This window comes from Petropleomorpha daqingensis, assembly GCF_013408985.1.
Classification (GTDB): Bacteria; Actinomycetota; Actinomycetes; order Mycobacteriales; family Geodermatophilaceae; genus Petropleomorpha; species Petropleomorpha daqingensis.
Map to the genome: position 1 here is coordinate 1,913,350 of NZ_JACBZT010000001.1, position 24,897 is coordinate 1,938,246.

25 protein-coding genes and 1 pseudogene are annotated in these 24,897 nt (G+C 73.1%); 6 read left to right on the top strand and 20 right to left on the bottom strand.

The annotated features are described in order from the left end of the window. Positions 1–50: 50 nt before the first annotated feature. From GGQ55_RS09470 to GGQ55_RS09490, 5 genes are read right to left on the bottom strand one after another with little or no spacing between them, the layout of a single operon-like run. Positions 51–707 carry an SRPBCC family protein gene (locus tag GGQ55_RS09470; protein WP_179716231.1) on the bottom strand — a complete coding sequence of 219 codons (657 nt, stop codon included), beginning with the start codon at positions 705–707 and terminating at the stop codon, positions 51–53. Further along, on the bottom strand, positions 704–3,112 hold the full coding sequence (gene cutA, locus GGQ55_RS09475) for an aerobic carbon-monoxide dehydrogenase large subunit (protein WP_179716232.1): 2,409 nt from the start codon (positions 3,110–3,112) through the stop codon (positions 704–706). Before cutA ends, GGQ55_RS09470 begins: the two co-directional genes overlap by 4 nt. Continuing rightward, a complete protein-coding gene (locus GGQ55_RS09480) occupies positions 3,109–3,624 on the bottom strand; it encodes a (2Fe-2S)-binding protein (protein ID WP_179716233.1) in 516 nt (171 codons plus the stop codon). The genes cutA and GGQ55_RS09480 overlap by 4 nt, the downstream gene beginning before the upstream one ends. After that, positions 3,621–4,493: an FAD binding domain-containing protein gene (locus GGQ55_RS28295; RefSeq protein WP_179716234.1), complete on the bottom strand. Its 873-nt coding sequence runs from the start codon at positions 4,491–4,493 to the stop codon at positions 3,621–3,623. Before GGQ55_RS28295 ends, GGQ55_RS09480 begins: the two co-directional genes overlap by 4 nt. Before the next feature lie 14 nt (positions 4,494–4,507). Continuing rightward, positions 4,508–5,992, bottom strand: coding sequence for a uracil-xanthine permease family protein (locus tag GGQ55_RS09490; RefSeq protein WP_179716235.1), 1,485 nt, complete (start codon positions 5,990–5,992; stop codon positions 4,508–4,510). Between the two features lie 179 nt (positions 5,993–6,171). Here GGQ55_RS09490 and GGQ55_RS09495 point away from each other — a divergent pair, with 179 nt between their 5' ends. Then, positions 6,172–7,665: an AllF/FdrA family protein gene (locus GGQ55_RS09495; protein ID WP_366489026.1), complete on the top strand. Its 1,494-nt coding sequence runs from the start codon at positions 6,172–6,174 to the stop codon at positions 7,663–7,665. Next, on the top strand, positions 7,662–9,080 hold the full coding sequence (locus GGQ55_RS09500) for a YlbE family protein (protein ID WP_179716236.1): 1,419 nt from the start codon (positions 7,662–7,664) through the stop codon (positions 9,078–9,080). Before GGQ55_RS09495 ends, GGQ55_RS09500 begins: the two co-directional genes overlap by 4 nt. Positions 9,081–9,575: 495 nt before the next feature. On the opposite strand, the pseudogene GGQ55_RS28300 reads toward GGQ55_RS09500, so the two are convergent. Then, positions 9,576–9,860: pseudogene (locus tag GGQ55_RS28300) on the bottom strand (carbonic anhydrase); the annotation flags it as partial. 260 nt (positions 9,861–10,120) lie between these two features. Between GGQ55_RS28300 and GGQ55_RS09510 the strand changes: the two are divergent. Both GGQ55_RS09510 and GGQ55_RS09515 read left to right on the top strand, forming a co-directional pair. Continuing rightward, complete coding sequence (locus GGQ55_RS09510; protein ID WP_179716237.1) at positions 10,121–10,714, top strand: ArsR/SmtB family transcription factor; 594 nt, start codon at positions 10,121–10,123, stop codon at positions 10,712–10,714. Continuing rightward, positions 10,711–11,961, top strand: coding sequence for an MFS transporter (locus tag GGQ55_RS09515; RefSeq protein ID WP_366489027.1), 1,251 nt, complete (start codon positions 10,711–10,713; stop codon positions 11,959–11,961). The genes GGQ55_RS09510 and GGQ55_RS09515 overlap by 4 nt, the downstream gene beginning before the upstream one ends. A gap of 55 nt (positions 11,962–12,016) precedes the next feature. On the opposite strand, the gene GGQ55_RS09520 is transcribed toward GGQ55_RS09515, so the two are convergent. The 10 genes from GGQ55_RS09520 to GGQ55_RS09565 all read right to left on the bottom strand — a co-directional run bounded on the left by GGQ55_RS09520 (position 12,017) and on the right by GGQ55_RS09565 (position 17,784). Then, complete coding sequence (locus GGQ55_RS09520; protein WP_179716238.1) at positions 12,017–12,280, bottom strand: hypothetical protein; 264 nt, start codon at positions 12,278–12,280, stop codon at positions 12,017–12,019. 14 nt (positions 12,281–12,294) lie between these two features. Further along, on the bottom strand, positions 12,295–13,461 hold the full coding sequence (locus GGQ55_RS09525) for an SRPBCC family protein (protein ID WP_179716239.1): 1,167 nt from the start codon (positions 13,459–13,461) through the stop codon (positions 12,295–12,297). Beyond that, positions 13,461–14,423, bottom strand: a complete 963-nt coding sequence (locus tag GGQ55_RS09530; protein ID WP_179716240.1) for a hypothetical protein — start codon at positions 14,421–14,423, stop codon at positions 13,461–13,463. Before GGQ55_RS09530 ends, GGQ55_RS09525 begins: the two co-directional genes overlap by 1 nt. Positions 14,424–14,500: 77 nt before the next feature. Continuing rightward, positions 14,501–15,250 carry a GvpL/GvpF family gas vesicle protein gene (locus GGQ55_RS09535; protein ID WP_179716241.1) on the bottom strand — a complete coding sequence of 250 codons (750 nt, stop codon included), beginning with the start codon at positions 15,248–15,250 and terminating at the stop codon, positions 14,501–14,503. After that, the gene (gvpJ, locus tag GGQ55_RS09540) at positions 15,250–15,699 is read right to left on the bottom strand and encodes a gas vesicle protein GvpJ (RefSeq protein ID WP_179716242.1); all 450 of its coding nucleotides are present in this window, start codon (positions 15,697–15,699) and stop codon (positions 15,250–15,252) included. The genes GGQ55_RS09535 and gvpJ (GGQ55_RS09540) overlap by 1 nt, the downstream gene beginning before the upstream one ends. Beyond that, entirely contained in the window at positions 15,696–15,995 is a 300-nt protein-coding gene (locus GGQ55_RS27705; RefSeq protein WP_179716243.1) for a gas vesicle protein K, read from the bottom strand. The genes gvpJ (GGQ55_RS09540) and GGQ55_RS27705 overlap by 4 nt, the downstream gene beginning before the upstream one ends. Further along, positions 15,992–16,186, bottom strand: coding sequence for a gas vesicle protein GvpJ (gene gvpJ, locus GGQ55_RS09550; protein WP_179716244.1), 195 nt, complete (start codon positions 16,184–16,186; stop codon positions 15,992–15,994). Before gvpJ (GGQ55_RS09550) ends, GGQ55_RS27705 begins: the two co-directional genes overlap by 4 nt. After that, on the bottom strand, positions 16,179–17,117 hold the full coding sequence (locus GGQ55_RS09555; protein ID WP_179716245.1) for a GvpL/GvpF family gas vesicle protein: 939 nt from the start codon (positions 17,115–17,117) through the stop codon (positions 16,179–16,181). Before GGQ55_RS09555 ends, gvpJ (GGQ55_RS09550) begins: the two co-directional genes overlap by 8 nt. Beyond that, the gene (locus tag GGQ55_RS09560; protein WP_179716246.1) at positions 17,114–17,497 is read right to left on the bottom strand and encodes a gas vesicle protein; all 384 of its coding nucleotides are present in this window, start codon (positions 17,495–17,497) and stop codon (positions 17,114–17,116) included. The genes GGQ55_RS09555 and GGQ55_RS09560 overlap by 4 nt, the downstream gene beginning before the upstream one ends. Next, positions 17,494–17,784 (bottom strand): gas vesicle protein GvpO, encoded by a 291-nt coding sequence (locus tag GGQ55_RS09565; RefSeq protein WP_179716247.1) that lies wholly within the window; start codon positions 17,782–17,784, stop codon positions 17,494–17,496. Before GGQ55_RS09565 ends, GGQ55_RS09560 begins: the two co-directional genes overlap by 4 nt. 130 nt (positions 17,785–17,914) lie before the next feature. Here GGQ55_RS09565 and GGQ55_RS09570 point away from each other — a divergent pair, with 130 nt between their 5' ends. After that, positions 17,915–18,964 carry a zinc-binding dehydrogenase gene (locus tag GGQ55_RS09570; RefSeq protein ID WP_179716248.1) on the top strand — a complete coding sequence of 350 codons (1,050 nt, stop codon included), beginning with the start codon at positions 17,915–17,917 and terminating at the stop codon, positions 18,962–18,964. A gap of 57 nt (positions 18,965–19,021) precedes the next feature. Here GGQ55_RS09570 and bar read toward each other — a convergent pair whose 3' ends face one another. The 4 genes from bar to GGQ55_RS09590 all read right to left on the bottom strand — a co-directional run bounded on the left by bar (position 19,022) and on the right by GGQ55_RS09590 (position 22,573). Beyond that, positions 19,022–20,125, bottom strand: coding sequence for a barbiturase (gene bar, locus GGQ55_RS09575; protein ID WP_179716249.1), 1,104 nt, complete (start codon positions 20,123–20,125; stop codon positions 19,022–19,024). Between the two features lie 94 nt (positions 20,126–20,219). After that, positions 20,220–21,182 (bottom strand): carbamate kinase, encoded by a 963-nt coding sequence (locus tag GGQ55_RS09580; RefSeq protein ID WP_179716250.1) that lies wholly within the window; start codon positions 21,180–21,182, stop codon positions 20,220–20,222. A gap of 54 nt (positions 21,183–21,236) precedes the next feature. Beyond that, complete coding sequence (locus GGQ55_RS09585; protein WP_366489028.1) at positions 21,237–21,758, bottom strand: GNAT family N-acetyltransferase; 522 nt, start codon at positions 21,756–21,758, stop codon at positions 21,237–21,239. Continuing rightward, positions 21,755–22,573: a PHP domain-containing protein gene (locus GGQ55_RS09590; protein ID WP_179716251.1), complete on the bottom strand. Its 819-nt coding sequence runs from the start codon at positions 22,571–22,573 to the stop codon at positions 21,755–21,757. Before GGQ55_RS09590 ends, GGQ55_RS09585 begins: the two co-directional genes overlap by 4 nt. A gap of 79 nt (positions 22,574–22,652) precedes the next feature. Between GGQ55_RS09590 and GGQ55_RS09595 the strand changes: the two genes are divergently transcribed. Beyond that, complete coding sequence (locus tag GGQ55_RS09595; RefSeq protein ID WP_366489029.1) at positions 22,653–24,878, top strand: RecQ family ATP-dependent DNA helicase; 2,226 nt, start codon at positions 22,653–22,655, stop codon at positions 24,876–24,878. Positions 24,879–24,897 lie beyond the last annotated feature (19 nt).

The following is a 24,897-nucleotide window of genomic DNA, read 5'->3' on the forward strand; positions in this document are numbered from 1 at the left end:
CGGCGTGCCGGAGGCCCTCCGCCTGCACAGGAGGGCCTCCGGTGCGTCCGCTACCTCCGGCGGCCCAGGAGCCAGCCGATCGCGACACCGAAGACCGTGAGCAGCGCGCCGACGCCAGCACCCAGCAGAAACGTCTGCACGTCGCTGCCACCGGCCGGAGCAGCAGCGGCCCGGCCGGTGAAGACCTGGGGAGCCTCGGCAGCAGAAGGCTCGGCGACGGCCTCCGAAGCGGTCGGCCGGGCCGACGGCGCCGACCGGATCGGTACGACGGCGCCGGTCAGCTCGGCGTCGATCGCCTTGAAGAACTGCCCGGCCATCCGCTTGGCCACGCCGGTCATCATCCGCTGCCCCACGCCGGCCACCGGGCCGCCGACCACGGCGTCCGCCGAGTAGGTCAGCGTCGTGGAGTCCCCATCGGGAGCCAGGGTGATCGTCACCGTCGCCCGCACCTGCCCCGGCGCACCCGCGCCCGAGGCGTGCATGACGTAGGACGTCGGCCGGTCCTGGTTGGTCAGCCGGACCTCGCCGGCGTAGGTGCCGCGGATCGCGCCGACCCCGACCGAGACGTTCATCTTGTACTCGTCCGCGCCGGTCTTCTCGAGCGATTCGCAGCCCGGGATCGTCCGCGCCAGCACCGCCGGGTCGGTGATCACCGACCAGACCCGCTCGGGGTCCGCGTGCAGCACCGCAGAGCCGTCGAGGTTCACGCCAGAACTCCCGTCCCCCGAGCAGTCCGCTCGGCATCTTCGTCGCGCATCAGGTCGTACAGCTCGGTCGGCGAGATCGGCATCGAGGCGATCCGCCGTCCCGTCGCGTCCTCGATCGCCGAGGCGATCGCCGCCGTCCCGGGGATGACCCCGGCCTCGCCGGCGCCCTTCAGCCCCAGCGGGTTGAGAGGGGACGGCGTCTGCTGGTGGTCGATCCGCACGTCGGGCACCTCGGAGGCGTACGGCATCAGGAAGTCCATGAACGAGGCGTTCTGCAGCTGCCCGTCGCGGTCGTAGGCCATCCGCTCGTACAGCGCGCCGCCGACGCCCTGCGCGACGCCGCCGTGCACCTGCCCCTCGACGATCATCGGGTTCACGATGTTGCCGCAGTCGTGGACGACGGCGTAGTCCACGACGTCGATCTCCCACGTCGCCGGGTCGATCTCCACCACCGCGGCGTGCGCGCCCGAGGCGAAGGTCGAGCGGATCGGCGAGTAGTAGTCGCGGTGCTCCAGCCCGGGGGCATCTCCCTCGGCCACGGGCGGCTTGTCGTCGGACGACGTCGTCGCGAACTGCGTCGCCTGCTTGGCGGCCTCGTCGAACGCGTACCGCAGCGGGTTGGACAGCACGGCGACGGTGCGCAGCGGGATCGACGCCCCCGGCGTCCCGCGGACCTGGACGACGCCGTCGGCGATCTCCAGGTCCTCCGGGTTGGCCTCCAGGACGTCGGCCGCGATCCGGATGGCCTTGTCCCGCACGCCCCGGGCCGCCAGCGCGATGGCGTTGCCGCTCATCACCGCGGCCCTCGAGGCGAACGTGCCCACGGCGTAGCCGAACCGCCGCGTGTCCCCCGTCGTCACCTCGACGTCCTCGATCGGCACCCCCAGCTCGGTGGCGACGATCTGGGCGAACACCGTCTCGTGGCCCTGCCCCTGCGAGGTCAGCCCCGTCGACACGAGCACCTTGCCGCTGCCGAGGACCTGCACGTGCCCGCCCTCGTAGGGGCCGGGCCCGGTCCCCTCCACGTAGAGCGCCATGCCGATGCCCAGCAACTTCCCCCGCTCGGCGGCATCGCGCCGACGGGCCTCCATCGAATCCCAGCCGACCAGCGCGGTCAGCTTGGACAGCAGCCCCGGGTAGTCGCCCGAGTCGTAGATGACCGGCCGGCCGTCCTGGAACGTCAGGTGGTGGTCGTAGGGGAACTGGTCGGGCTGGATCAGGTTGCGCTCGCGCACGACGGCCCGGTCCAGCCCGAGGGCGTCCGCGATGCGGTCCATCGTCCGTTCCATCGCGTAGCAGCCCTGCGGCCGCCCGGCACCGCGGTACGGCGTCACGATGACGGTGTTGGTGTAGACGCTCTCGACCTTCACCCGGTAGGTCGGGATCGCGTACGGCCCGACCAGCTGGGTCGCGGTGACGATCGGCACGATGATCCCGTAGGGCGTGTACGCGCCGTTGTCGTGCCAGATGTGCACGTCGAGCGCCGTCACGCGGCCCTCGTCGTCGTAGCCGACGGTGATCTCCTGCCGCTGCTGGCGCTCGTGGGCGCTGGAGATGAAGTGCTCGCGGCGGTCCTCCGCCCACTTCACCTCCTGGCCGAGCGCGATCGCGGCCATCGGCACCAGCAGCTCCTCCGGCCACGGGTGCACGATCTTCACGCCGAAGCCGCCGCCGACGTCCGGCGCGATGACCTCGACCTTGTCCAGCGACAGCTCGAGCTTGGCCGCGATCGCCGCGCGCACCGACGTCGCCGCCTGGGTGCTGGAGTAGACCCGCAGCGAGCGGTCGTCAGCGTCCCACCGGGCGTGCACGCCCTTGCCCTCCATCGGCGTGCAGGCGCTGCGCTCGATGTACTGGGTGAAGGACAGCGTGTTCACGGAGCCGGCCAGCGCCGCCTCGACGTCGCCGGTCTCCTGGTGGTGGACGGCGGCGACGTTGTCCGGCACGTCCTCGTGGACGACGGCCTTCGCCTCGCGAGCGCCGTCCACCCCGACGACGACCGGGAGCTCCTCGTACGTGACGACGATCTTCTCGGCGGCGTCCTCGGCGAGGTACCGGTCGGTGGCGACCACCATCGCGACCGGCTCGCCGACGTGGTTGACCACGCCGTTGGCCAGCGGGTAGCCGGTGCGCGGCGCGTGCAGCTGCGGATGGGGGATGAGCACCGGCAGCGGCTCGGCCATCGGGCCGGTGAGGTCCTCGTAGGTGTAGATCGCGACCAGGCCCTCGACGTCCAGCGCCTCGTCGACGTCGATGCCGATCACCCGGGCGTGCGCGTGCGGGCTGCGCACGAAGGCCGCGGCCAGCGCGCCGGAGCCGATGTCGTCGAGGTAGCGGCCCTTGCCGGTGATCAGCCGGGCGTCCTCGCGGCGGCGGACCGGCTCACCGAACAGCCTGGTGGTCATCGGTCGCCGTCCTGCATGGTGGCGGCGGCGTGCCGGACGGCCTTCTTGATGTTGGCGTATCCGGTGCACCGGCAGAGGTTGCCGCCGACGATCTCGTCGACCTCCTCCTCGGTGATCTCCGCCGACCGGTCGCGGTCCTCGAGCCCGGCCTTGATCGTCATCAGGAAGCCCGGCGTGCAGAACCCGCACTGCAGGGCGTGGCACTCGCGGAACGCCTCCTGCACCGGGTGCAGCTTCTGCCCGCCCTGCCCGTCGTCGGTCGCGAGCCCCTCGACGGTCTGGATCTCGGAGCCGGCGGCCTGGACGGCGAGCATCAGGCAGGAGCGCATCGGCCGGCCGTCGACCAGCACCGTGCAGGCGCCGCAGACGCCGTGCTCGCAGCCGACGTGCGTGCCGGTCAGCCCGAGGTCGTGGCGCAGCGCGTCGGACAGCAGCCGGCGCACCGGCACGGTCACCTCGTGCGGCACGCCGTTCACGGTCAGGACGACGTCCCGCTCCACGTCCACGGTCACGCGCGTCCCCCTGCCTCGGCGGCCGCTGCGGCCAGCGTTCGTTCGGTGAGCACCCCGACGAGCAGGCGCCGGTAGTCGGCGCTGGCGTGGATGTCGGTGTCGGGCTCGACCAGGCTCTGCGCCAGCGCGGCGGCCTTGCCCCAGTCGGCGGAGTCGACCGGCGACCCGACGACGGCCTCGGTGAGGTCGTGCACCTCGGGCACCAGGCCGACGGAGATGTAGGAGGCGCGGACGGCGGACACGCGCCGGTCGGCGTCCAGGGTGACGACGACGCCGGCGCCGCAGACCGCGTAGTCGCCCTTGCGGCGGGCCACCTCGGCGAACGCGGTGCCCGAGCGCGCCGGCAGCGCCGGGAAGAAGGCGGAGGTGACGACGGCGGGGCCGTGCACCGAGGTCTCGAGCGGGCCGACGAACAGGTCGGACCACGAGATCGTCTCGACGCCGGAGGGCGTGGCCACGGTGACCGAGCCGTCGGTCAGGGCGAGGACGGAGGTCATCTCGCCGGAGGGGTCGGCGTGCGCGATGGAGCCGACCGTCGTCCCGCGGTTGCGGATCGCGGGGTGGGCGACGTTCGCCGTCGCCCGGGCCAGCAGCGGCTGGACCCGGGCGGCGGCGTCGTCGTGGAGCAGGGCGTTGTGCCGGACGAGCGCACCGACCCGCACGCCGTCCCCGGTGGCCTCGACGGTGTCGAGACCGGGCACCTTGTTGATGTCGACCAGGGTCGTCGGTGCCGCCAGCCGCATCAACAGCAGCGGCAGCAGCGACTGACCACCGGCCAGCACCTTGGCGCCCTCACCCTCGTCGGCGAGGACCGCGAGGGCCTCGTCGAGGGTGCCGGGGTCGGCGTAGCGGAACGGTGCCGGTTTCACTGGTGGAGCGTGCCCTATCGGTTGTTGTGCGGGGTACCCGGACGGCCGACCTGGTCGACCGACGACGGGTCGGGCGACTCGTAGTCGGCACCGGTCTCGCTGACCTCGTGGACGCCGAACTCGCCGACCGCCGGACCGGTGCCGCCGTAGTAGCCGGCCTCGCTGCGCAGCGCGGTCCGCATCTCCTCCGGGGCCAGGACACGGGCGACGTGCCAGCCGACGACCGCCACGATCGTGCCGAGCGCGATGCCCGACAGCGAGAAGGTGTCGCTGAACACCAGGGCGACGCCACCGATCCCGATGATGATCCCGGCCGCCAGCGGCACCAGGTTGATCGGGTTGGCGAAGTCGACCCGGTTCTCCTTCCAGATCTTCGCGCCGAGCAGGCCGATCATCCCGTAGAGGATCACCGTGATCCCGCCGAGGACGCCGCCCGGGGTCGCCGCGACGAGCGCGCCGAACTTCGGGCACAGACCCAGCAGGATCGCCACGATCGCGGCCACGTAGTAGGCAGCCGTGGAGTACACGCGGGTGGCGGCCATGACGCCGATGTTCTCGGCGTACGTGGTGGTCGGCGAGCCGCCGACCGAGCTGGCGACCACGGTGCCCACACCGTCGGCGAGGATCGCCCGACCCAGCATCGGGTCGAGGTCGCGCTTGGTCATCTCGCTGACCGCCTTGACGTGCCCGGCGTTCTCCGCGATCAGGGCGATGACGGCCGGCAGCACGAGCAGGGCGAAGTTGAACGAGAAGTGCGGCGCGGTCAGGGGCGGGAAGCCGATCCAGTCGGCCTTGCCCACGCCGCTGAAGTCGGTGCGGAAGTGGTCGATCTGCTCGCCGTTGCTGCTGCCGGTGATCGAGTGGATCTGGCCGAACGCCTTGTCGAAGATCCACGACACGAGGTAGCCGAAGACCAGCCCGAGCAGGATCGAGATGCGGGCCCAGAACCCGCGCAGCACCAGCGAGCAGACGATGACGAAAGCCATGGTCAGCAGCGCCACCCACTGGTCCTGCGGCCAGTAGATGCCGGCCACGACCGGCGCGAGGTTGAAACCGATCAGCATGACCACGGCGCCGGTGACGGCCGGGGGCAGGACACGGTGCACGACCCCGGCGCCCGCGAAGTGGATGATCAGACCGACGATCGCCAGGACGGCGCCGGCGATCAGGATCGAGCCGACGACGTCGGAGCTGTCGCCGCCCTGGGCGCGGATGGCCGCGACGCCGCCGACGAACGAGGCGCTGGTGCCGAGGTAGCTGGGGATCTTCCCGGCGACGATGAGCAGGAAGATGATCGTCGCGATCCCGCTCATCATGATCGCCAGGTTCGGGTTCAGGCCCATGACGATCGGGAAGACGAAGGTCGCGCCGAACATGGCGACCACGTGCTGGGCACCGATGCCGATGGTGCGAGGCCACGTCAGCCGTTCGTCCGGCGCGACGGCCTCACCGATCGGCGGGGTCTTGCCGTCCCCGTAGAGCTTCCAACTGAACGCCATGAGTGCCTCCTCGACACGCATTCCGACTCGATCCGGTGTCGGTCAACAGGCGTTGCCGGACCGGGCGGCGTCACTGTGTCACCACGCACAGTCCCGGCGGAAGTACCTCAGTGCTAAATCGTTATTGCACGTTCGGGCGATACTTCACCGCTGAGAAACCTACGACTACGGTCGTGGTCGTGGCAGCTCCACCGACCGGCGTCCGCTCCGTCGTCCTCCGCTCCGGCGTCTACGCCGACTCCGTGAAGCTCATGCAGGTCAGCCGGGACGTCGGCGCGACCGAGGGCGTCACCGGCGTCCTGGTCGCGATGGCCACGCCGCTGAACCTCGAGATCGCCGAGAACATGGGCCTGGCCCCCGACGAGGAGGCCTCGCCGGAGCAGTTGCTCATCGCGATCCGGGCCACGGACGACGCCGCCCTGGCCGCCGCGACCGCCGCCGTCGACGCCGCGCTGGCCGCCCGGGAGCGGTCCTCCGCGACCGCCGCGACCATCCCGCTGCGCACGATCGGCGCCGGCCTGGACGAGCTGCCGGTCGACACCGAGGCGCTGGCGATCATCAGCGTGCCCGGGCAGTACGCCGTCGCCGAGGCCGCCGACGCGATCGCCGCCGGACGCAGCGTCCTGGTCTTCTCCGACGGCGTCCCGGTCGAGCACGAGGTGCTGCTCAAGCGCGCCGCGCACGACGCCGGCGTGCTGGTCATGGGCCCCGACTGCGGCACCGCGATCGTCTCCGGCGTCGCGCTGGGCTTCGCCAACGTCGTCCGGCCCGGTCCCGTCGGGCTGGTCGCGGCCAGCGGCACCGGCGCGCAGCAGGTGTCCTGCCTGCTCGACGCGGCCGGCGTCGGCGTCTCGCACGTGCTCGGTGTCGGCGGCCGTGACCTCAAGGCCGAGGTCGGCGGGCTGGCCACGCTCGACGCCCTGGCCGCCCTCGACGCCGACCCCGCCACCGAGCGGGTGCTGCTGGTCTCCAAGCCGCCGGCGCCCGCCGTCGCCGAGGCCGTGCGCGCGGCCGCCGACGGGCTGAGCGTGCCGGTCCGCGACGCGGTGCTCTCGGCCGACGCGCCCGACCTCACCGCCGCCGTCGAGGGGCTGCTGGCCGACATGGGCCGCGAGGTGCCGGCCTGGCCGTCGCGCCCGGGGCCGGACGAGAAGGCCGTGCCGGGCGCCGTCCTCAAGGGGTTCTTCTCCGGCGGCACGCTGGCCGACGAGGCGATGCTGCTGGCCTCGCCGGCGCTCGGCGAGATCCGCTCGAACATCCCGCTGCGCCCGGAGCTCGACCTCGGGACGGACCTGGCCGCCCCGGGTCACGTCGTCGTCGACTTCGGGGACGACGCGCTGACCGTCGGCCGCGCGCACCCGATGATCGACCCCACGCTGCGGCTCGAGGCGATCAGCAACCTGGCCGCCCGGCGCGAGCCGGCGGTGCTGCTGCTCGACGTCGTCCTCGGGTACGGCGCCGACCCCGACCCGGCGCACTCGCTGGTCCCGGCGCTGACCGCGGCCCGCCGCCACGTACCGCTGCCCGTCGTCGTCGCGCTGATCGGGACCGAGGGCGATCCGCAGGGCTGGAGCCGCCAGGCCGACGCGCTGGCCGCCGCCGGTGCCGCGGTCTTCGCCTCGAACGCGCAGGCCACCCGCTACGCCCTCGACCTGCTGGGAGGCGCCCGATGAGCCTGCAGGAGCTGCTGGCCACCCCACCGGCGATCGTGGCGGCCGGCGTCGACGTCTTCTCCGACGCGCTGCGCGCGCAGGGCGCCGAGGTGCACGACGTCGACTGGCGCCCGCCGGCGTTCGGCGACCCGGCCGACCTGGCCGCGCTCGCCCTCGACGCCCGCCGCGCCGCCGCCAACCGCACCGCCGTGGAGCGGGTGCTCGCCGCCGGCTCCCAGCTGGTCGACGTCCAGCCCGCGCGGGCCGTGCTCGACCTGCCCGACCGCATGCTGCTGCACGCCGGCCCGCCGATCGAGTGGGCCGACGCCTCCGGGCCGATGCGCGGCGCGCTGATCGGCGCCTGCCTGTTCGAGGGCTGGGCCGACACCGCCGAGGAGGCCGAGCGCATCCTCGCCGCCGGCGAGATCGCCCTCGACCCCTGCCACCACCACTCGGCCGTCGGCCCGATGGCCGGCGTGACCAGCCCGTCGATGTGGATGTGGTGCCTGCAGGACCCGGTCGGCGGCGGCCGTGCCTTCTGCAACCTCAACGAGGGCCTGGGCAAGGTGCTGCGCTACGGCGCGTACGGGCCCGAGGTGATCGAGCGGCTGCACTGGATGGCCGACGTGCTCGGCCCGGTGCTCGCCGCCGCGGTGCGCACCCCGCTGGAGGCCGGCGTCGACCCGATCGACGTCAAGGCGATTCTCGCCCAGATGCTGCAGATGGGCGACGAGGGGCACAACCGCAACCGGGCCGGCTCCGCGATCACCCTGCGCGAGCTCGCGCCGGCGCTGGCCGAGGTCGACGCCCCGGCGAAGGCCATCTCCGCGGTGCTGCGCTTCATCGGCGGCAACGAGCACTTCTTCCTCAACCTCGGCATGCCGACGGCGAAGCTCGCGATGGACGCCGCCCGCGGCGTGCCCGGCTCGACGATGGTCACCGTCATGGCCCGCAACGGCACCGAGTTCGGCATCCAGACCGCCGGGACCGGCGACCGCTGGTTCACCGGACCCGCGCAGACGCCGGTCGGGCTGTTCCTCGGTGACTACGGTCCGGACGACGCCAACCCCGACATCGGCGACTCCGCGATCACCGAGACCTACGGCGTCGGTGGCTTCTCGATGGCCGCCGCCCCGGCGATCGTCCGGTTCGTCGGCGGCACGGTGCCCGACGCGCTGGCCACGACCGAGCGCATGTACCAGGTGACCCTGGCCGAGAACCCGGCGATGGCGATCCCGATCCTCGGCTTCCGCGGCTCGCCCACGGGCATCGACGTGCTCAAGGTGGCGCGCACCGGCTGGCTGCCGCAGATCAACACGGGCATGGCCGGCGCGGTCGCCGGCACCGGTCAGGTGGGCGCCGGGCTGGTGCAGCCGCCGCAGGAGTGCTTCGAGAAGGCGCTGGCCGCGCTGGCCGAGGAGACCCGCGCCGCCTGAGCAGCGCCGAGAAGGCACTTCGTGCACGCGACACGGCGGGACACGCCGTCCGGGCGTGCACGAAGTGCCTTCTCGGGCCCTGCTCCCGCTGATCAGGCATTCTCCCGGCGTGAACACCGTCGGGGGCACCGGTCCGGTCCTGGTCATCGTGGTCGTCGCCGTCCTGCTCGTGCTCGTGGGCGCGGCCGTGGCGGCGTGGCTGACCGGTCGTCGACGCCGTTGAGGACGTGCGCGGTTACGCGCGCCTGAACACCGCCGAGAAGGCACTTCGTGCACGCGACACGGCGGGACTCGCCGTCCGGGCGTGCACGAAGTGCCTTCTCGGGCCGGCGGCGAGCTCAGGCGCTCGATCGAGGCGCGGACGTCGTCCTCCAGCTCGCCGAACGCCTCGGAGTGCCAGTGCGGGCGCACGCCGGTGTCCTGCTCGATCGAGTCGCGGAAGTCCTCGTCGGAGAAGGTCAGCATCCCGCAGTCGGTGTGGTGGACGAGGATGATCTCGGTCGTCCCGAGCAGCCGCTGGCTGATCGCGAGCGAGCGGATCTCGTCGTCGGTGACCACGCCGCCGGCGTTGCGGATGACGTGCGCCTCGCCCTCGTGGAGGCCGAGCACGCGGTAGACGTCGAGGCGGGCGTCCATGCAGGCCAGGACGGCGACGTGCTTGGCCGGCGGCAGGGGGAGCGGGCCGGTGAAGGACTCGGCGTAGCGGGCGTTGTTCTCGAGCAGTTCGTCGGTGACGGACACGGGGGAGCTCCTGATCTGATCGGCTTGGTAGGGATTCATCCCTCGCGGCCGCACCCCGCGCGGTGCGTCTGCCGGCAGGCCGATCAGGGACGACGGGATCGGCCGGGCGATCCGGCAGCGCGCGACGGCGCGGCCGGACGACACAGCCCGTCGAACGCGTTCAGCCGGCGGCTCGGCCAGAAGGCCTCCAGCCCGGCGACGCGGACGCGCCCAACCTGCTCCGCCGATACGTGAAGATGCAACCAGATCTTTTCCCCGAAGTACTTTGCAAACACTCCTTTGCAAACTAACCTTGCGCCATGCCGCACCGCCGCAAGGAACTCGACGCCGCCTCGCTGAAGGCGCTCGCCCACCCGCTGCGGGTGCAGATCATGCGGCAGCTCGACCTGCGCGAGCACATGAGCGTGACCAGCCTGGCCCAGGAGCTCGGGGAGACGACCGGCGCGGTCAGCTACCACCTGCGCCAGCTCGCCCGGCACGGCCTGGTCGAGGAGGTCGACGCTCCCGAGGAGCCGGGGGACCGGCCGGCCGTCGGCCGCCGCCGGCGGATGTGGCGCATGGCCGTCGACGAGATCCACATCAGCGGCAACGCCTTCCTGACCGACCCGGACACGAAGGAGGCCGCCGGCTTCCTGCTGCGCGAGTTCGAGTCCGCCCGGAGCCGCCGTCTCGCGCACTGGTTCGCCACCTCGACCACGTGGCCGGAGGAGTGGCAGAACGCCTCCAGCGACATGGACGGCACGCTCACGCTCGATCCGGCGCAGACGCGGGCGCTGGCCGACGAGCTCAAGGCCGTGATCGACCGCTACCGCGAGCTGCCGCCCGGCGCGGGCGCGCGGCACGTCGACGTCCAGTACGCCGTCTACCCCACCGCCGAGGAGGAGCTCTCGTGAGCAGACTGGGCCCGCGCTTCTGGCGGCTGTACGCCAGCAGCGCCACGTCGAACCTGGCCGACGGGATCGGCCGGACGGCGCTGCCGCTGCTGGCGGCCTCGTACACCCGCGACCCGGTGCTGGTCTCGGGGCTGGCCAGCTTCGCGTTCCTGCCGTGGCTGCTGTTCGCGCTGGTCAGCGGCGCGGTGGTGGACCGCGTCGACCGCCGGTACGCGATGTCGGCGGCCAACGCCGTCCGGGCGCTGTCCTTGGGGGTGCTCGCCGTCCTGGTGATGACCGGTGAGGGCTCGGTGCTCGCGCTCTACGTCGTCGCCTTCCTGCTCGGGACGGCGGAGACGATCTACGACAGCGCGACTCGTGCCCTGCTGCCGCAGGTGATCGAGCGGCGCCACATGGACAAGGCGAACAGCCTGCTCACCGCGGAGGAGTCGCTCGGTCAGCAGTTCATCGGGTCGCCGCTGGGCTCGGCGCTGTTCGCGCTCGCCGTCGCGCTGCCGATCGCGCTGAACTCCATCGGGTTCGCCGTCGCCGCGCTGCTGATCCTCACCGTGCGCGGGGTCCAGCGGCCGCAGCGCACCGGCGGGCCGACGACGGTCCGGGCCGACGTCGCCGAGGGCGTGCGCTGGCTGTGGAACCACCGGCTGCTGCGCGGCTTCACGCTGGTCTCCGCGGCGACCTGCCTGACCAACAGCATGATCAACGGCGTCCTGGTGCTGTATGTGCTGGAGGTCCTGCATCTGCAGTCGAGCCGGTTCGGCTTCTTCGTGCTCTCCGCCGGCGTCGGCGCGCTGCTGGGCGGCCTCGCCACGCCGCTCGTCGGCAAGCTGCTCGGCCGGGTGCGCGCCCTGACCCTGGGCGCGGCCGTGAGCGCGGCCGCCATCGGGCTCATGGGCTTCGTCGACAACGGCTGGGTGGCCGCGGCGCTGTCGGCCGTCATGGCCGCCGGGGTGATGGTCTGGAACGTGCTCACCATGTCGCTGCGCCAGCTGCTCATCCCCGAGCACATGTTCGGCCGCGTGCAGGGCGCCTACCGCACCCTCGTCTGGGGCGCGATCCCGCTGGGCGCTCTCGCCGGCGGTGTGGTGGCCGACCTCCTCGGCGTCTCGGCGGTGTTCCTGGTCTCGGGAGCCGTGCTGCTGGTGCTCGCCGGCGTGCTGTGGCTGCTGCTGCGGGCGCACGCGGCCGAGTTGACCGACGAGGCCCTCGCCGGGGAGGACGCCGACGAGGCCGTCGCCGTCCCCGCCTGAGCCGGACCCCGACCGTCGAGCCGCGCCACCACGCGGCTCGACGGTCGTCCGGACCTCAGCTCGACAGGCGCATCGCCCGCTCGATGAGGTGCCGGCTGGGGTAGCGGTCCTGGCGGATCTTGTCCATCAGGATCTCGGCGTAGTCCTCCCGCCGCCACGGCGTGAGGATCCGCTCGATGTCGTCGAGCATCGCCGAGGACGGGTAGTGGTCGTTCTCGACCTTCTCGAGCAGGACGTCGAGCACCTGCTCGCGGACGGTGAGGATGCGTTCGGCCTCGCGTTCAGGGGCCAGGACGTCGTCCTCGTCGGGCAGCGTCATCGGCTAGCGCCTCCTCATCGGGCTCGTGCCGGCTCGCGGCGGCGGGACCGCTGCCGCGGCCTCGGTCGCTCCTCGGGCTCGTCCTCGTCCTGGTCGGCCTCGTCGTGGACGAAGTTGCGCTCCTCCTCGGGCTCCTCCTCGTCGTCGGACTCGTCCTCGGCGCGGTCGACCCGGCCGTTGCCGGCCTGGCGGGCGGCCGGCTCCTCGTCCTCGCCTTCCTCCTCCTCGTCCTCCTCCGGCTCCTCGTCCTCGCCCTCGGACTCGTCCTCGCCCTCGTCCTCGTACTGGTCCTCGTCCTCGCCCTCGTACTGGTCCTCGTCCTCGCGCTGCTCGTCCTGCTCGACCTCTTCCGGCGTGCGGACGACCTCGCCGTCACGGATCTCCCCACGCCAGCTGCCGGTGGCCTCACCGCGCATCATGAGGAAGCGGCGGAAGTTCTTGAGGTCCAGCCGCGCGCGCCGGCCCTGGGCTCGCCAGATGTTGCCGGTCTTCTCGAACAGGCCCTGCGGGTAGTACTCCATGACCAGCAGGATCTGGGTCAGGTCGTCGGCCAGCGGGTGGAACGTGACCAGGCCCTTGACCGTCCCCTTGGCGCCGTCCGTCGTCCAGGCGATCTTCCGGTCGGGGATCTGCTCGGTGACCGTCCCCTTGAGGTTCCGCCGGGACTTGAAGACCTTCACCCGCCAGTTGCTGCCGACGTCGTCGGTCTGGTCGACCGACTCCACGCCCTTCATGAAGCTGGCGAACTCCTGGAACTGCGTCCACTGGTCGTACGCCACGTCGACGGGGACACCGACGTTGATGTCCTCGATGATGCTCATGAACTTCTTGTTGCCGCTGCCGCCGCTCTTCTTGCGGCCGAGCGCCCCGCTGACCTTGTCCTTGATCCCGGCACCGACGCCGCCGAGCGCGGCCTTGACCGGGTTCTCGCCCTGGGTGACCCGCTTGGCCACCTCGCCGACCGCGGTGGCCTTGAACCCGCCGTTCTCGGCCGTGCCGTTGAGCGAGTCGGTCGCGCCGGTCACCTTCTCGCCGACCTTCTTGGCCAGGTCACCCCCGCGGGCCTTGGCGTAGTCCTTGGCCGCGTCACCCAGCCCCTTGACGGCCGGGCTGTTGGCCAGGGTGGACAGCAGGCCACCGCCGCCGCCCTCGTCTCGCTGCTCGCCTCGGCTGCTGGTCATCATCGGGCTCCTTCCTTGCGGGGCCGACGGGCCGAACGGCTCTGCGGCGCCGCGCGTCCGCTCCGGGACTGGCCGGACTCACGTCCGCCGCTCCGGGCAGGGGCGGGCTCGCGCTTGCGGGGCTTGGGCCGGCTCTCCTCCCGTCCCCTGTCCTGCTCCTCCCGGCCTCCGCGGCCGCGAGAACGCGCCGGCTGGGGCTCGGGCTCCTCTTCTTCCTCGTCCTCGTCGCTCTCGCCCTCGTCGGCCTCGGCGGTGTCGGCCTCCTCGTCCTCGTCCTCCTCGGGCTCCTCCTCGTCCTCCTCCTCGTCCTCGTCCTCGTAGTCGGCGTCGTAGTCCTCGTCGTAGTCCTCGTCCTCGTCCTCGTCCTCGTCCTCGAGGTCGTCCTCGGCCTGGTCCTCGTCGGCCTGGTCCTCGTCGGCCTCCGGCTCCTCCTGGGCCCGAGCGCGACCGCGGGAGCGGCGACGGCGCCCGCCGGTGTCCTCCTGCTCCTGGCTCTCGTCACCGGCCTCGTCCTGCGCCGGCTCCTCCGCCTCGGCCTGGTCCTTGCGCTTGCCCCTGCGCCGGCCGAGCAGCCCGGTCGCCTTCTCCGCGGTGTCGCCGGCCTCCTCGCCCGCCTGGCCGACGCCGGCGGAGATCGCCTGGGTCCGCTTCTCCAGCGCCGAGGTCAGCGCGGCCATCTGGCCCTCGATCGTCGCGCTGGCGGCCTTGCGGCCGGCCTCGAGCGCCGGTCCGCGGAGCTGCGCGATCAGCTCCTTGCCCTGGTCGGAGTTGGCCAGGTTGAGCAGGCCGTCGCGGACCAGCTGCTTGGGATCCATCTTCATGCCGGCCGCCCACATGGCCAGCCCGATCGCGGCGCGACCCTTCTTCATGCGACCCAGCACGTAGGCGGCCAGTGCGACGCCACCCAGCTTCAGCACGCCCGGGTTGACGTTCGACAAGTTCGACAAGGGGCTCTCGGTCATTCCACTCCTCCTCTGGAGCTCTGCTATCTGTCGTCCCCGTGTCGTCGGCCCCCGTTCCGACGGCAAGTCCTTCCGGCTCACCACCCCCAACGCGAGCGCGGGGCGGGCTGCTCGCCCGCCGGCAGGTCGTCGAGGAAGCTGTAGACCGGCAGCGGCCCGACGTACTCGACGTCGGCCACTCCCTCCGCGGCCGTCCGGAGCCGGGCGACGGCGGCGTCGGCGTCGGCCAGGCGGTCGCGGCGGACCAGGTACGCGGTCCGCCGGGTCTGCTCGTCGGCGGCCAGGACGGCGGAGCGCTCGGCGATCGACGCCAGCTCGGCGGTCCACTCCGCCGTCCGCACGGCCTCCTCGTCGGCGACCAGCTCGGCCACCGCCTCGCCCAGCGCCATCCGCTCCGGCAGCCCCGCGCCGGGCGCCCGGCTGCGCGCGGCCATGTGCTCGATCTCCGGGTTGCCGCGCGCGATCCCGGCGACCACGGCGTCGGTGTCGAACGCCAGGTCCAGCCGCAGCTCCACGAACTCCGCCACCGCGGCCAGCTGCTGCTCCAGCCGGTCGGCGGCCGGGGCGAGCACCTCCTCGCGGACGGCGTCGTCGTCGGGCGCCGTCGTCCCCAGGGGGAGCGGCAGCACCGGGACGTCGGCGGCCAGCGCCACGAGCAGGTCCAGGTGGGCGACGGCGTCGTCGGCGGTGAGCCCGCTCTCGGGCGCCTCGGAGACGGCGGCGGCCAGGCCGGCGGCGGCGACCGCGCGCGGGTGCACCGACCCGCCGACCCGCTCGAGGACGGCGCGGTCGTGCTCGCGGAGCAGTCCGTGGACGAGCAGCACCATCAGCTCCGCGACCTCGCCCGACGCGACGCCGGGACGCCGCGGTCCTCGCGCCGACGGCCGTTCTCGCGGCCGCCGTCGTCCTCGTCGTCCTCGTCGTCGTCCCCGCGGCCGGTGAGCGACTGCATGACGTCCTTGGCCTTCTCGCCGGCGCCGGACAGCGCGCCGCGGGTCTTGCGCTTCGCGCCACCCTCCTGCATCTGCTCGATCAGGCCCGGCAGGCCGGTCGCCTCCTGCGACGGCTGCAGGTCGAGCCGGTTCACCGCCTCGGCGAAGCGCAGGTAGGTGTCGACGCTGGCGATGACGATGCGGGCGTCGATGGTCAGCAGTTCGATGCCGACCAGGGCGACGCGGACGTAGGCGTCGATGACGATGCCCTTGTCGAGGACGACGTCGAGCACGTCGGCCAGGCTGCTCGGTCGGGGTGCGCGGTTGACGCCGGCCATGGTCATGGGGTCCTCCTCGTGGGGGCGGCGAGACGGTCGAGTCCCGCCAGGTCCAGGGGCAGGTACACGTCGTTCGGGACGACGCCGAAGTGCTCGATGAGCTCGTCGAAGGTGGCCTCCAGCTGCAGGAGGGCCTGGCCGAGGCGTTCGATCTGCTCGTCGCTGAGGTCGCCGACCTCGACCCGGCGCAGCGCCTGGCGCTCGACCACCTGGCGGACGACCTCGAGCAGGGTGACGACCAGCCGGCCGAGCCCGCGGCCGACGTCCTCACCGCTGCCGGCGAGCCGGCGCGGGGCGCTCACGGCCGCACCTCGTCGTGCGGCTGGATGGCCGTGAGCAGCAGCCGCAGGTCCAGCCGCACCAGGTCGATGCCGGCCAGGCAGACGATCACGTCGCCGCTGACGTAGGCGCCGCGGTGCACGACGCGGTCGAGCAGCTCCACCAGGCTCGTGCCGGAGGAGTCGCCGCCGAGGATGCCGGGCTGCTCACGCATCGCCGGGCTCCAGCGCGGCGAAGGAGTACGGCGGCCACGGCCCGCTGACCTCGACCTCCAGGCCGTCGGGGTCGAGCTTCTCGCGCAGCTCGGCCGCGGCGGCGAGGAACGCCGACTCGCGCTCCGGCGGGACGAGGAAGGCCAGGTCCAGCAGCAGCGACGAGCCGGGGGAGCCGCCACGGCGCAGCGACTCGCGCACGTGCGGCCGCAGCGCCTCCTCGAGCAGCTCGGCGGCGCCGGCCGCGGAGCGCTCGTCGTCCTCGCGTGCGCGCAGCGCCTGCCGGCGGCGGGCCAGGTACTCGGTGCCGCTCACGCCGGTGCGGTCCACCGGTCGCGGGCCGAGGACCGCCGGCTCGTCGAGCCGGCGGACCAGCTTCACGCCCCACTCGCGGTTGTCGCCGATGCGCCGCAGCTGGGCCCGGGCGGAGCCCGCGTGCTCCTCGAGCAGGCGGCGGGCGGCGGTCTCGTCGGGGACGACGGTGCCGAACCGCAGCGGCAGCACCGGGCCGGAGGCGGCCGCGGCCCGGACGACGGCGTCGTGGCCGCGCGCGAGGGTGGCCAGCCGCCCGGTCTCCGACAGGTCGTCCTCGTCGATCCGCAGCTCGTCGGGGAGCACGTGGCTGACCAGCAGGGCGAGGTCGCCGGCGGCCACCCGGTCGATCCGTCCGCCGTCGGTCAGCGCCTGCACCTCCTCCGGCAGCGGCAGACCGGCCGGGGTGATCCCGTAGGCGTAGAGGGCCTCGCCGTCCGTCTCGTCCTGTGCCGGAGCGGGCGCCGGCGCCGGCGGGGCACCGGCCAGCGCCTGGGCGACGATCGCGTCGGTGAGCAGGTCGGCCAGCCGGGCGACGGCCTGCTCGCGGGCGCGCTCCAGCGCCGCGGCGAGCACCTCGGGGACGGCCGCGCGGGCGAGGCGGTCCAGCTCCTCGCTCATCGGTGGCCGTCCTGGTCGAGTGCGCGCGGTGCGGCCTCGCCGTCCAGCCCGGCGCGGCGGACCACCTCCTCGAGCTGGGCCACGCGGTCCCGCAGCGCCTGGGTCTCGTCGTCGTCCTGCTCGACGGCCGGCCGGCCGGAGAAGAACGGGTCGTGGGACCACCAGTCCAGGCCCATCTCGCGCGCGGTCTCGGCCGACGAGATGAACAGCCGCAGCTTCAGGGTGAGCAGCTCGATGTCGAGGATGTTGACGACGACGTCGCCGGCGATGACCACGCCCTTGTCCAGGACGCGCTCGAGGACGTCGGCCAGCGAGTCGGGCTGCCGGCCCAGCGCCCCCGACCCGATACCGCCCGTGCGGCGCAGCGACGGCTCGCTCATGACGCGTCCACCGAGCCGCGGGTGAACCGGCGCAGCCGCTCGTACCCGGTCAGCTCACCGTCGCCGTCGATGTCCACCCGGTAGGTGGCCATGACGCTGGTCGTCGTCGGGATCCTCTCCAGCTCGACGACGTCGACGAGCACCGACCAGCCGTCGTCCTCGCGGCGCACGCCGGTGGTCGCGACGGGCTCGAGCTGCGTGAGCCCCGCGAACTGCTCCAGCGCGCCGCGGACGACGCGTACTAATCCCCCGTTGCCCCCGTGCTGTCGAGCTCCGTTCTCGGACATGGGACAACCCACTCGGTCGGCTTCCGGTCGAGACCATCGGCTTCCCTGTGACCTGGGCCACGAAACTCTGCGCAGGTCGGCACGGCGTGTCGCGCTAGGTTCGGACCGATCCGGCGAGAGGACGGTGCCCGTGCCCGCGACGATGCGAGCCCAGCGTTTCTACAAGGCGACCCGCGAGTGGGCGGTCGAGGACGTCCCGATCCCCGAACCAGGTCCCGGCGAGGTGCTGATCAAGGTCGAGTACTGCGGCATCTGCCACTCCGACCTGAGCCTGATCGACGGCGTCTTCGGCGGCCCGAACGTGCCCGACGTGATCACCCAGGGGCACGAGGCATCGGGCACGATCGCGAAGCTCGGCCCGGGCGTGATCGGCTGGGCCGAGGGCGACCGCGTGATCCCGGCTGCCGGCCGGCCGTGCGGGGTCTGCGACTTCTGCGTGCGCGGGCGCTTCGGCGACTGCGCGAACCTGCAGCTGATGGCGTTCGCCTACGACGGCGCCTGGGCGGAGTACACGCTGGCGCAGGCGTTCGGCCTGACCCGCGTGCCGGACAACGTGCCCATGGACCAGGCGGCGATCCTGGCCGACGCCGTCTCCACCCCGTTCGGCGCCGTCGTGCACACCGGGCAGGTGCGCATCGGCGAGGCCGTGGGCGTCTGGGGGATCGGCGGGGTCGGCACGCACATCGTGCAGCTGGCCCGGCTGGTCGGGGCCAACCCGATCCTCGCCTTCGACATCGACGACGAGATCCGCGATCGCGCCCTGGCCCTCGGCGCCGATGCCGCGTTCGACTCCCGCGACCCGGACCTGCAGCAGAAGGTCGCCGCGGCCACGCACGGCCGGTTGCTCGACGTCGCGTTCGACGCCGTCGGCCTGAAGACGACGTTCGAGCAGGGCCTCGAGATGCTGCGCCCCGGTGGCCGGCTGGTCGGCGTCGGCATGAGCGGCCAGGAGCCGACGCTCGGGCCGACGATGGTGTTCAACCTGCTGCGCAAGCAGGCGCTCGGGCACCTCGGCTACAAGCCCGAGGACATCGAGACCCTCGCCCAGCTGGTCTCCGCCGGGCGGCTGGACCTGTCCCGCTCGATCAGCGACGTCGTCTCGCTCGAGGACGTGGGCGAGGGCATCCGCCGGCTGCACGAGCGCGACGGCAACCCCATCCGGATCCTCGTCCAGCCCTGAGACGCACGACGCCCCTCCCGCTTTCGGCGCCGAAAGCGGGAGGGGCGCTCGTCGCCCTTACGCCTTGATGATCGCGGCGACGGGACCGCCGCCGGACGGGCCCTGGTGCACCGCCGCCACCGACACGAACACCGCCGGGTCGCCGGTCACCGAGGCGGCGACGCCCCCGACGGTGGCCTTGATCTGCCGGTGCCAGAAGACGTCGGAGTCGTCGAGCATGGCGTTGCGCCGGCCGCGGACGTAGCCGGTCGGGTCGGCCTCGCACTTGAGGAAGACGTTGACCAGCCGGTCGCCGAGGTCGCTGACGTGCGGCCGCTCGGGCAGGTCGAGCCCGGCCTGGCGGATGGCGTCCCAGATGCCGTCCTGGTCCAGGGCGTCCTTCATGACCGAGTGGCCGATGCGGTAGCTGCCGCCGTGGCCGCGGGCGTTGCCGACGACGACGATCTGCGCCCGGTCCAGCTCCACGCCCGACGAGCAGGACGCCACCGAGGAGTACAGCGACAGGTCGCGCATGACCTGCTTCTGCTCGGGCATCTCGATCTCGCCGAGCGCCACCGCGATGCCGAGCGCCGTGGTGGCGTTGGAGAGGTCCATCGAGCCGTGCGGCTCGTCGTAGTAGGTGTCCTTGCCGCGCGAGTGCGCCTCGCGGATCGTCTCGATCGTCAGCAGCGGCGTCTTGGTCTGCACGTAGTGGACGTCGGCCGGGTCGGTGATGCCGGCCTCGGCCATCGCGCGGCGCACGCCCTCGGCGACCTTCTCCACCATGGAGATGCGGCCGATGTCCTCGGGCAGCAGGACGTCGCTCATCGCGTAGCCGACGGTCAGCCGCGGCTCGTCGGTCTTCTCGACGGCGTCCTCGGGCAGCGTCGCGAAGATCGTGGCGTGCGGGCTGATGACGCCGTCGGTGCCGCCCGACCACACGATCGGGATCTGGGCGACCTCCTCCTTCGACCGGCTGCCCTTCTCCATCAGCACCTCGCGGAAGGCGCGGTCGGCGATGATCCGGGTGTAGTCGTTGACGCCGCCGTTGCCCTCCGTCTTGCCGATGACGGCGATGACCCGGTCGGCCTCCATGACGCCGTCGTCGATCAGCTTGGCGAGCTCGGAGGCGTCGCTGACGTTGTGCAGCGGGACCTTGCGGACCTCGATCGGTGCGGGCACTGGATGTCTCGCTTTCTCTTCGAGTGGTGCGGCCTTCCTGCAGGGACCCGGCGCGAGCGTGCGAGCGGTGGGGGGCAGGAAGGTCCTTCTGCTCTCAACGGGCGGTCAGAACGGTGCCGGCGTCGTCTGCGGCGACGGCGTCGGCGATGTGCTCGAGGGACGTGATCACGGAGCGCGTGCCTCCGCTGTCGACGAAGCGCAGCGCAGCCTCGACCTTGGGGCCCATGCTGCCGCGCGCGAACTGGCCGGCCGCGGCGTGCTCGCGCAGCTCGGTGGCGGTGACCCGGCCGAGGGGGCGCTGGGTGGGCGTGCCGAAGTCGACCATGACGTTGGGGACGTCGGTGGCGATGACCAGGGTGTCCGCGCCGAGCTCGTGCGCCAGGATCGCCGCGGTCAGGTCCTTGTCGATGACCGCCTCGACGCCGCGCAGCGCCTGCCCGTCCCGGCCGTCGTCCACCACCGGGATGCCCCCGCCACCGGCGCAGACGACGACGAACCCGGCCCCTGCCAGGGCGGCGATGGCCGGGTAGTCGACCACCGAGCGCGGCTCCGGCGAGGCCACGACCCGCCGCCAGCCCTTCTCGCCGCGGTCCTCCCAGCGCTGGCCGAGCGCGATGAACCGCTCCGCCTCCTCGCGGGACACGAAGCGGCCGACCGGCTTCGACGGGTCCGTGAAGCCGGGGTCGTCGGCGTCGACGAGGGTGCGGGTGACCAGCCCGGCGGTGCGCTGGGGCAGGCCGCGGGTCTGCAGCGCCGCGTCGAGCTCGTCGGCGAGGGTGAAGGCGATGGTCGCCTGGGTCTGCGCCACGTTCCAGTCCAGCGGGACCGGGGGGACGACGTGCGCGGCCATCTCGTTCTTGACCAGCAGGTTGCCGACCTGCGGGCCGTTGCCGTGGGTGAGCACCACCTCGGCGCCGGCCGCGACGACGTCGGCGATGTGCTGGGCCGCCACCGCGATGGCGTCGCGCTGCGCGCCGGGGGCGGCCGAGCCGTCGGGGCCGGTCATGGCGTTGCCGCCGAGGGCGATGACGACTCGGCGAGCGCCCGGGGTGGTCACCCGAGGGAGCCTAGCGAGATTTCTCTTAGCGGTGAAGTAGTTCAGCCCGGAAGATCACACCGGTTCGGTGGGCGGTCCCGTTCCGTCGTCCAGCGCCTTCTGGGTCCAGGCGACGTCGTGCCAGCGGTCGTGCTTCCAGCCGATGCCGCGGTAGACGCCGATCGGCTCGAACCCCAGTGCGCGGTGCAGGCCCTCGCTCGCGGGGTTGGGCAGCGTCATGCCGGCGACCGCCGTCCGGAACCCGCGGGCGACGAGCCGCTCGAACAGGGCCTCGTAGAGCGCCCGGCCGGTGCCGCCGCGTCGTCGTCCCGGCTCGAGGTAGACGCTGACCTCGCAGGCCCACCGGTAGGCGGCCCGTTCCTTGTACGGCCCCGCGTAGGCGTACCCGACGACGCGGCCGCCGTCCTCGGCGACCAGCCACGCGTGGTTCTTCTGCGCCTTCGCGATCCGCTCCGCCATCTGGTCCGGCGTCGGCGGCTCGGACTCGAAGGTGATCGCGGTGTCGCGGACGTAGGGCGCGTAGATCGCGGCGCAGGCGGCGCCGTCCTCCGGCGTCGCCTCGCGGATCGTCGTCACCGGCGCCAGAAGTCGAACCGGTCGCGGCCCGGACGGAAGCCGGCCGCCTCGACGACGTCCACGGCGAGGTCGAACCGCTGGCCGACCGCCTTGGGCTGGTGGGCGTCGCTGCCGAAGCTGACCGCCTCGCCGCCCTCCTCGCGGAACCAGCGCACCAGGTCCGCCGAGGCGAGCGGGCTGCTGGTGTTCACCTCGAGCGCCCGACCGGTGCCGGCCAGCGCCCGGAACACGGCCCGGTACTCCTCCTCGAAGTCCTTCTCGACGAACCGGTCCGTCCCGCCCGGCCAGTAGCGCCGCGGGAAGTCGACGTGCGCCAGCACCTGGAAGACGTCGCTGGACTCGATCATGTCCACGACCTCGGCCAGGTAGCGGCGCATCGTCCCGTCCGCGTCGGACCACAGCAGCCGGGTGACGCCGACCAGGTGGCCGTTCAGCTCCAGCGAGTGCAGCGAGCCGAGGATCCGGTCGACCGGCGACCGCTCGAGGTGCCGGCCGAGGCTCGCCGCGAACAGGTGCGGCTCGCCCGCCTCGATGCCCGACCAGATCCGCAGCTCGGGGAAGCGCTCGCGGCACTCGGCGATGTCGGCGAAGTAGCCCTCGACGTCGATCGGCAGCTGCTGACCGGGGTGGCGGCCGCGCATCCCGGACGTCGTCGCGCGGTCCTCGGCGTGCCAGACGGTGAAGTCGAGGTGCTCGGTGAAGGCGATGGCCGGCAGCCCCTCGGCGACGGCCTGGGTGCAGGCGGCGATCATCGAGGCCGAGTCGGCGGTGTCCCACGACCACTCGGTGTGCACGTGGTTGTCCGGCGGTCGCATCGGCCCGATTCTGCGCCTCTTCCACAGGTCGTGGGCAGGTGGCCCTCCCTGTCTCTCCTGATGCCTACTGTCGGTCCTCGTGAGTGCTGCGCCTGCCGGACTGACCACCTCCGTGAGCGAGGAGGCACTCGCCGTCCTGCGCGAGCTGACCGGGCGTCCCGACGCCGTCTTCCGGGAGGGGCAGGACGTCGCCGTCGCGGCCCTGGTCGAGCAGGGGCAGCGCGCCCTGGTCGTGCAGCGCACCGGCTGGGGGAAGTCGGCGGTGTACTTCGTCTCCACGGCGCTGCTGCGCCGTCGCGGCACCGGGCCGACGCTGCTGGTGTCGCCGCTGCTCGCGCTCATGCGCGACCAGGTGGCCGCCGCGTCCCGCGCCGGCATCCGGGCGGTGGAGATCTCCAGCGCCAACGCCACCGAGTGGGACGACGTCGCCGCCCGGCTCGCCGCCGACGAGGTCGACGTCCTGCTCGTCTCGCCGGAACGGCTGACCAACCCGCGGTTCCGCGAGGAGCAGCTGCCCGACCTGGTGCGCCGCTGCGGGCTGCTCGTGGTCGACGAGGCGCACTGCGTCTCCGACTGGGGGCACGACTTCCGGCCGGACTACCGGCGCATCCGGGACCTGCTCGGCACCCTGCCGGAGGGGACGCCGGTGCTGGCGACGACGGCGACGGCCAACGAGCGCGTGGTCGCCGACGTCGCCGAGCAGCTGGGCGCCGGCGGCGTCTCGGTCACCACCGTCCGCGGCCCGCTCGCCCGCGACTCGCTGCGCCTGGGCGTGCTGCGGCTGCCCACCGACCGGGCGCGGTTGGCCTGGTTGGCCGCGCACCTCGGCGACCTGCCGGGCAGCGGCATCGTCTACACGCTCACCGTGGCCGCGGCCGAGGAGACCGCCTCCCTGCTGCGCGACGCCGGCTACGACGTGCGCGCCTACACCGGCCGGCTCGACGACGCCGACCGCCGCGAGGCCGAGGAGGCGCTCCGGTCGAACTCGGTCAAGGCGCTGGTCGCGACCTCGGCTCTGGGGATGGGCTTCGACAAGCCGGACCTCGGCTTCGTCGTCCACCTCGGGGCGCCGTCGTCCCCGGTCTCCTACTACCAGCAGGTCGGCCGCGCCGGTCGCGCCGTGGAGTCGGCCGACGTCCTGCTGCTGCCCGGCCCCGAGGACCTCGCGATCTGGCAGTGGTTCGCCACGTCGTCCATGCCGCGGGAGGACCACGCGGCTGCCGTCCTGTCGGCGATGGCCGACGGCAAGGCCTGGTCGGTCGCCCGGCTGGAGACCGTCGCCGACGTCCGGCGCTCGCGTCTGGAGCTGCTGCTCAAGGTGCTCGCCGTCGACGGGGCGGTGGAGCGGGTGCAGGGCGGCTGGCGCTCCACCGGGCAGCCCTGGGTCTACGACGCCGACCGCTACGCCCGCGTGCACCGCACCCGCGAGGCCGAGCAGCGGGCGATGATCGCCTACGCCCGGCCGGTCGACGAGGCCCAGTGCCGCATGGCGTTCCTGCAGGAGGCGCTGGACGACCCGACCGCGGCGCCGTGCGGACGCTGCGACGTCTGCGCCGGCCCCTGGTACCCCGTCGACGTCCCGGCCGGCGCCGCCGAGGCCGCCGCCGCCGTGCTCGACCGCCCCGGCGTCGAGCTCGCCCCTCGGGCGCAGTGGCCCACCGGCGCCGATCGGCTGGGCGTCGAGGTGCGCGGCAAGATCTCGCCCGACGAGCAGCTGGAGCCCGGCCGGGCCGTCGCCCGGCTGACCGACCTCGGCTGGGGTCAGCGGTTGCGGACCCTGCTCGGGGACGACGGCGTCGGCGGGGTGGTCGACCTCGAGGCGCCCGGCATCGAGGAGGACCCGGACGCCGCCTTCGACGTCCCGTTGCGTCACACGCTGACCGACCAGCCGCCGGACGACGAGCTGCTGGCCGCGTGCGCCCGCGTGCTCAAGGCGTGGGACTGGGCGGAGCGCCCCGGAGCCGTGGTCGCGATGCCGTCGCGGCGCCGGCCGCAGCTGATCCGCGGCGTAGCCGAGGGTCTGGCGCGGATGGGCCGCCTCCCTTTCCTGGGGTCGCTGTCGTTGGAGCACGGCGGCCCGACCGGACAGCCCGGCGGGAACAGCGCCTTCCGGCTGGCCGGCGTCTGGGGGCGGATCGTCGTCGGCCCTGAGCTGGCCGAGGCGCTGCGCTCGATCGGCCCGGCGCCCGTGCTGCTCGTCGACGACCTGGCCGACTCGCGCTGGACGATGACGGTCGCCGGTCGCGAGCTGCGCCGGGCGGGGGCCGGTGCGGTGCTGCCGTTCGCCCTCGCGCTGACCGCCTGAGTCCACAGGTTTTCGCACA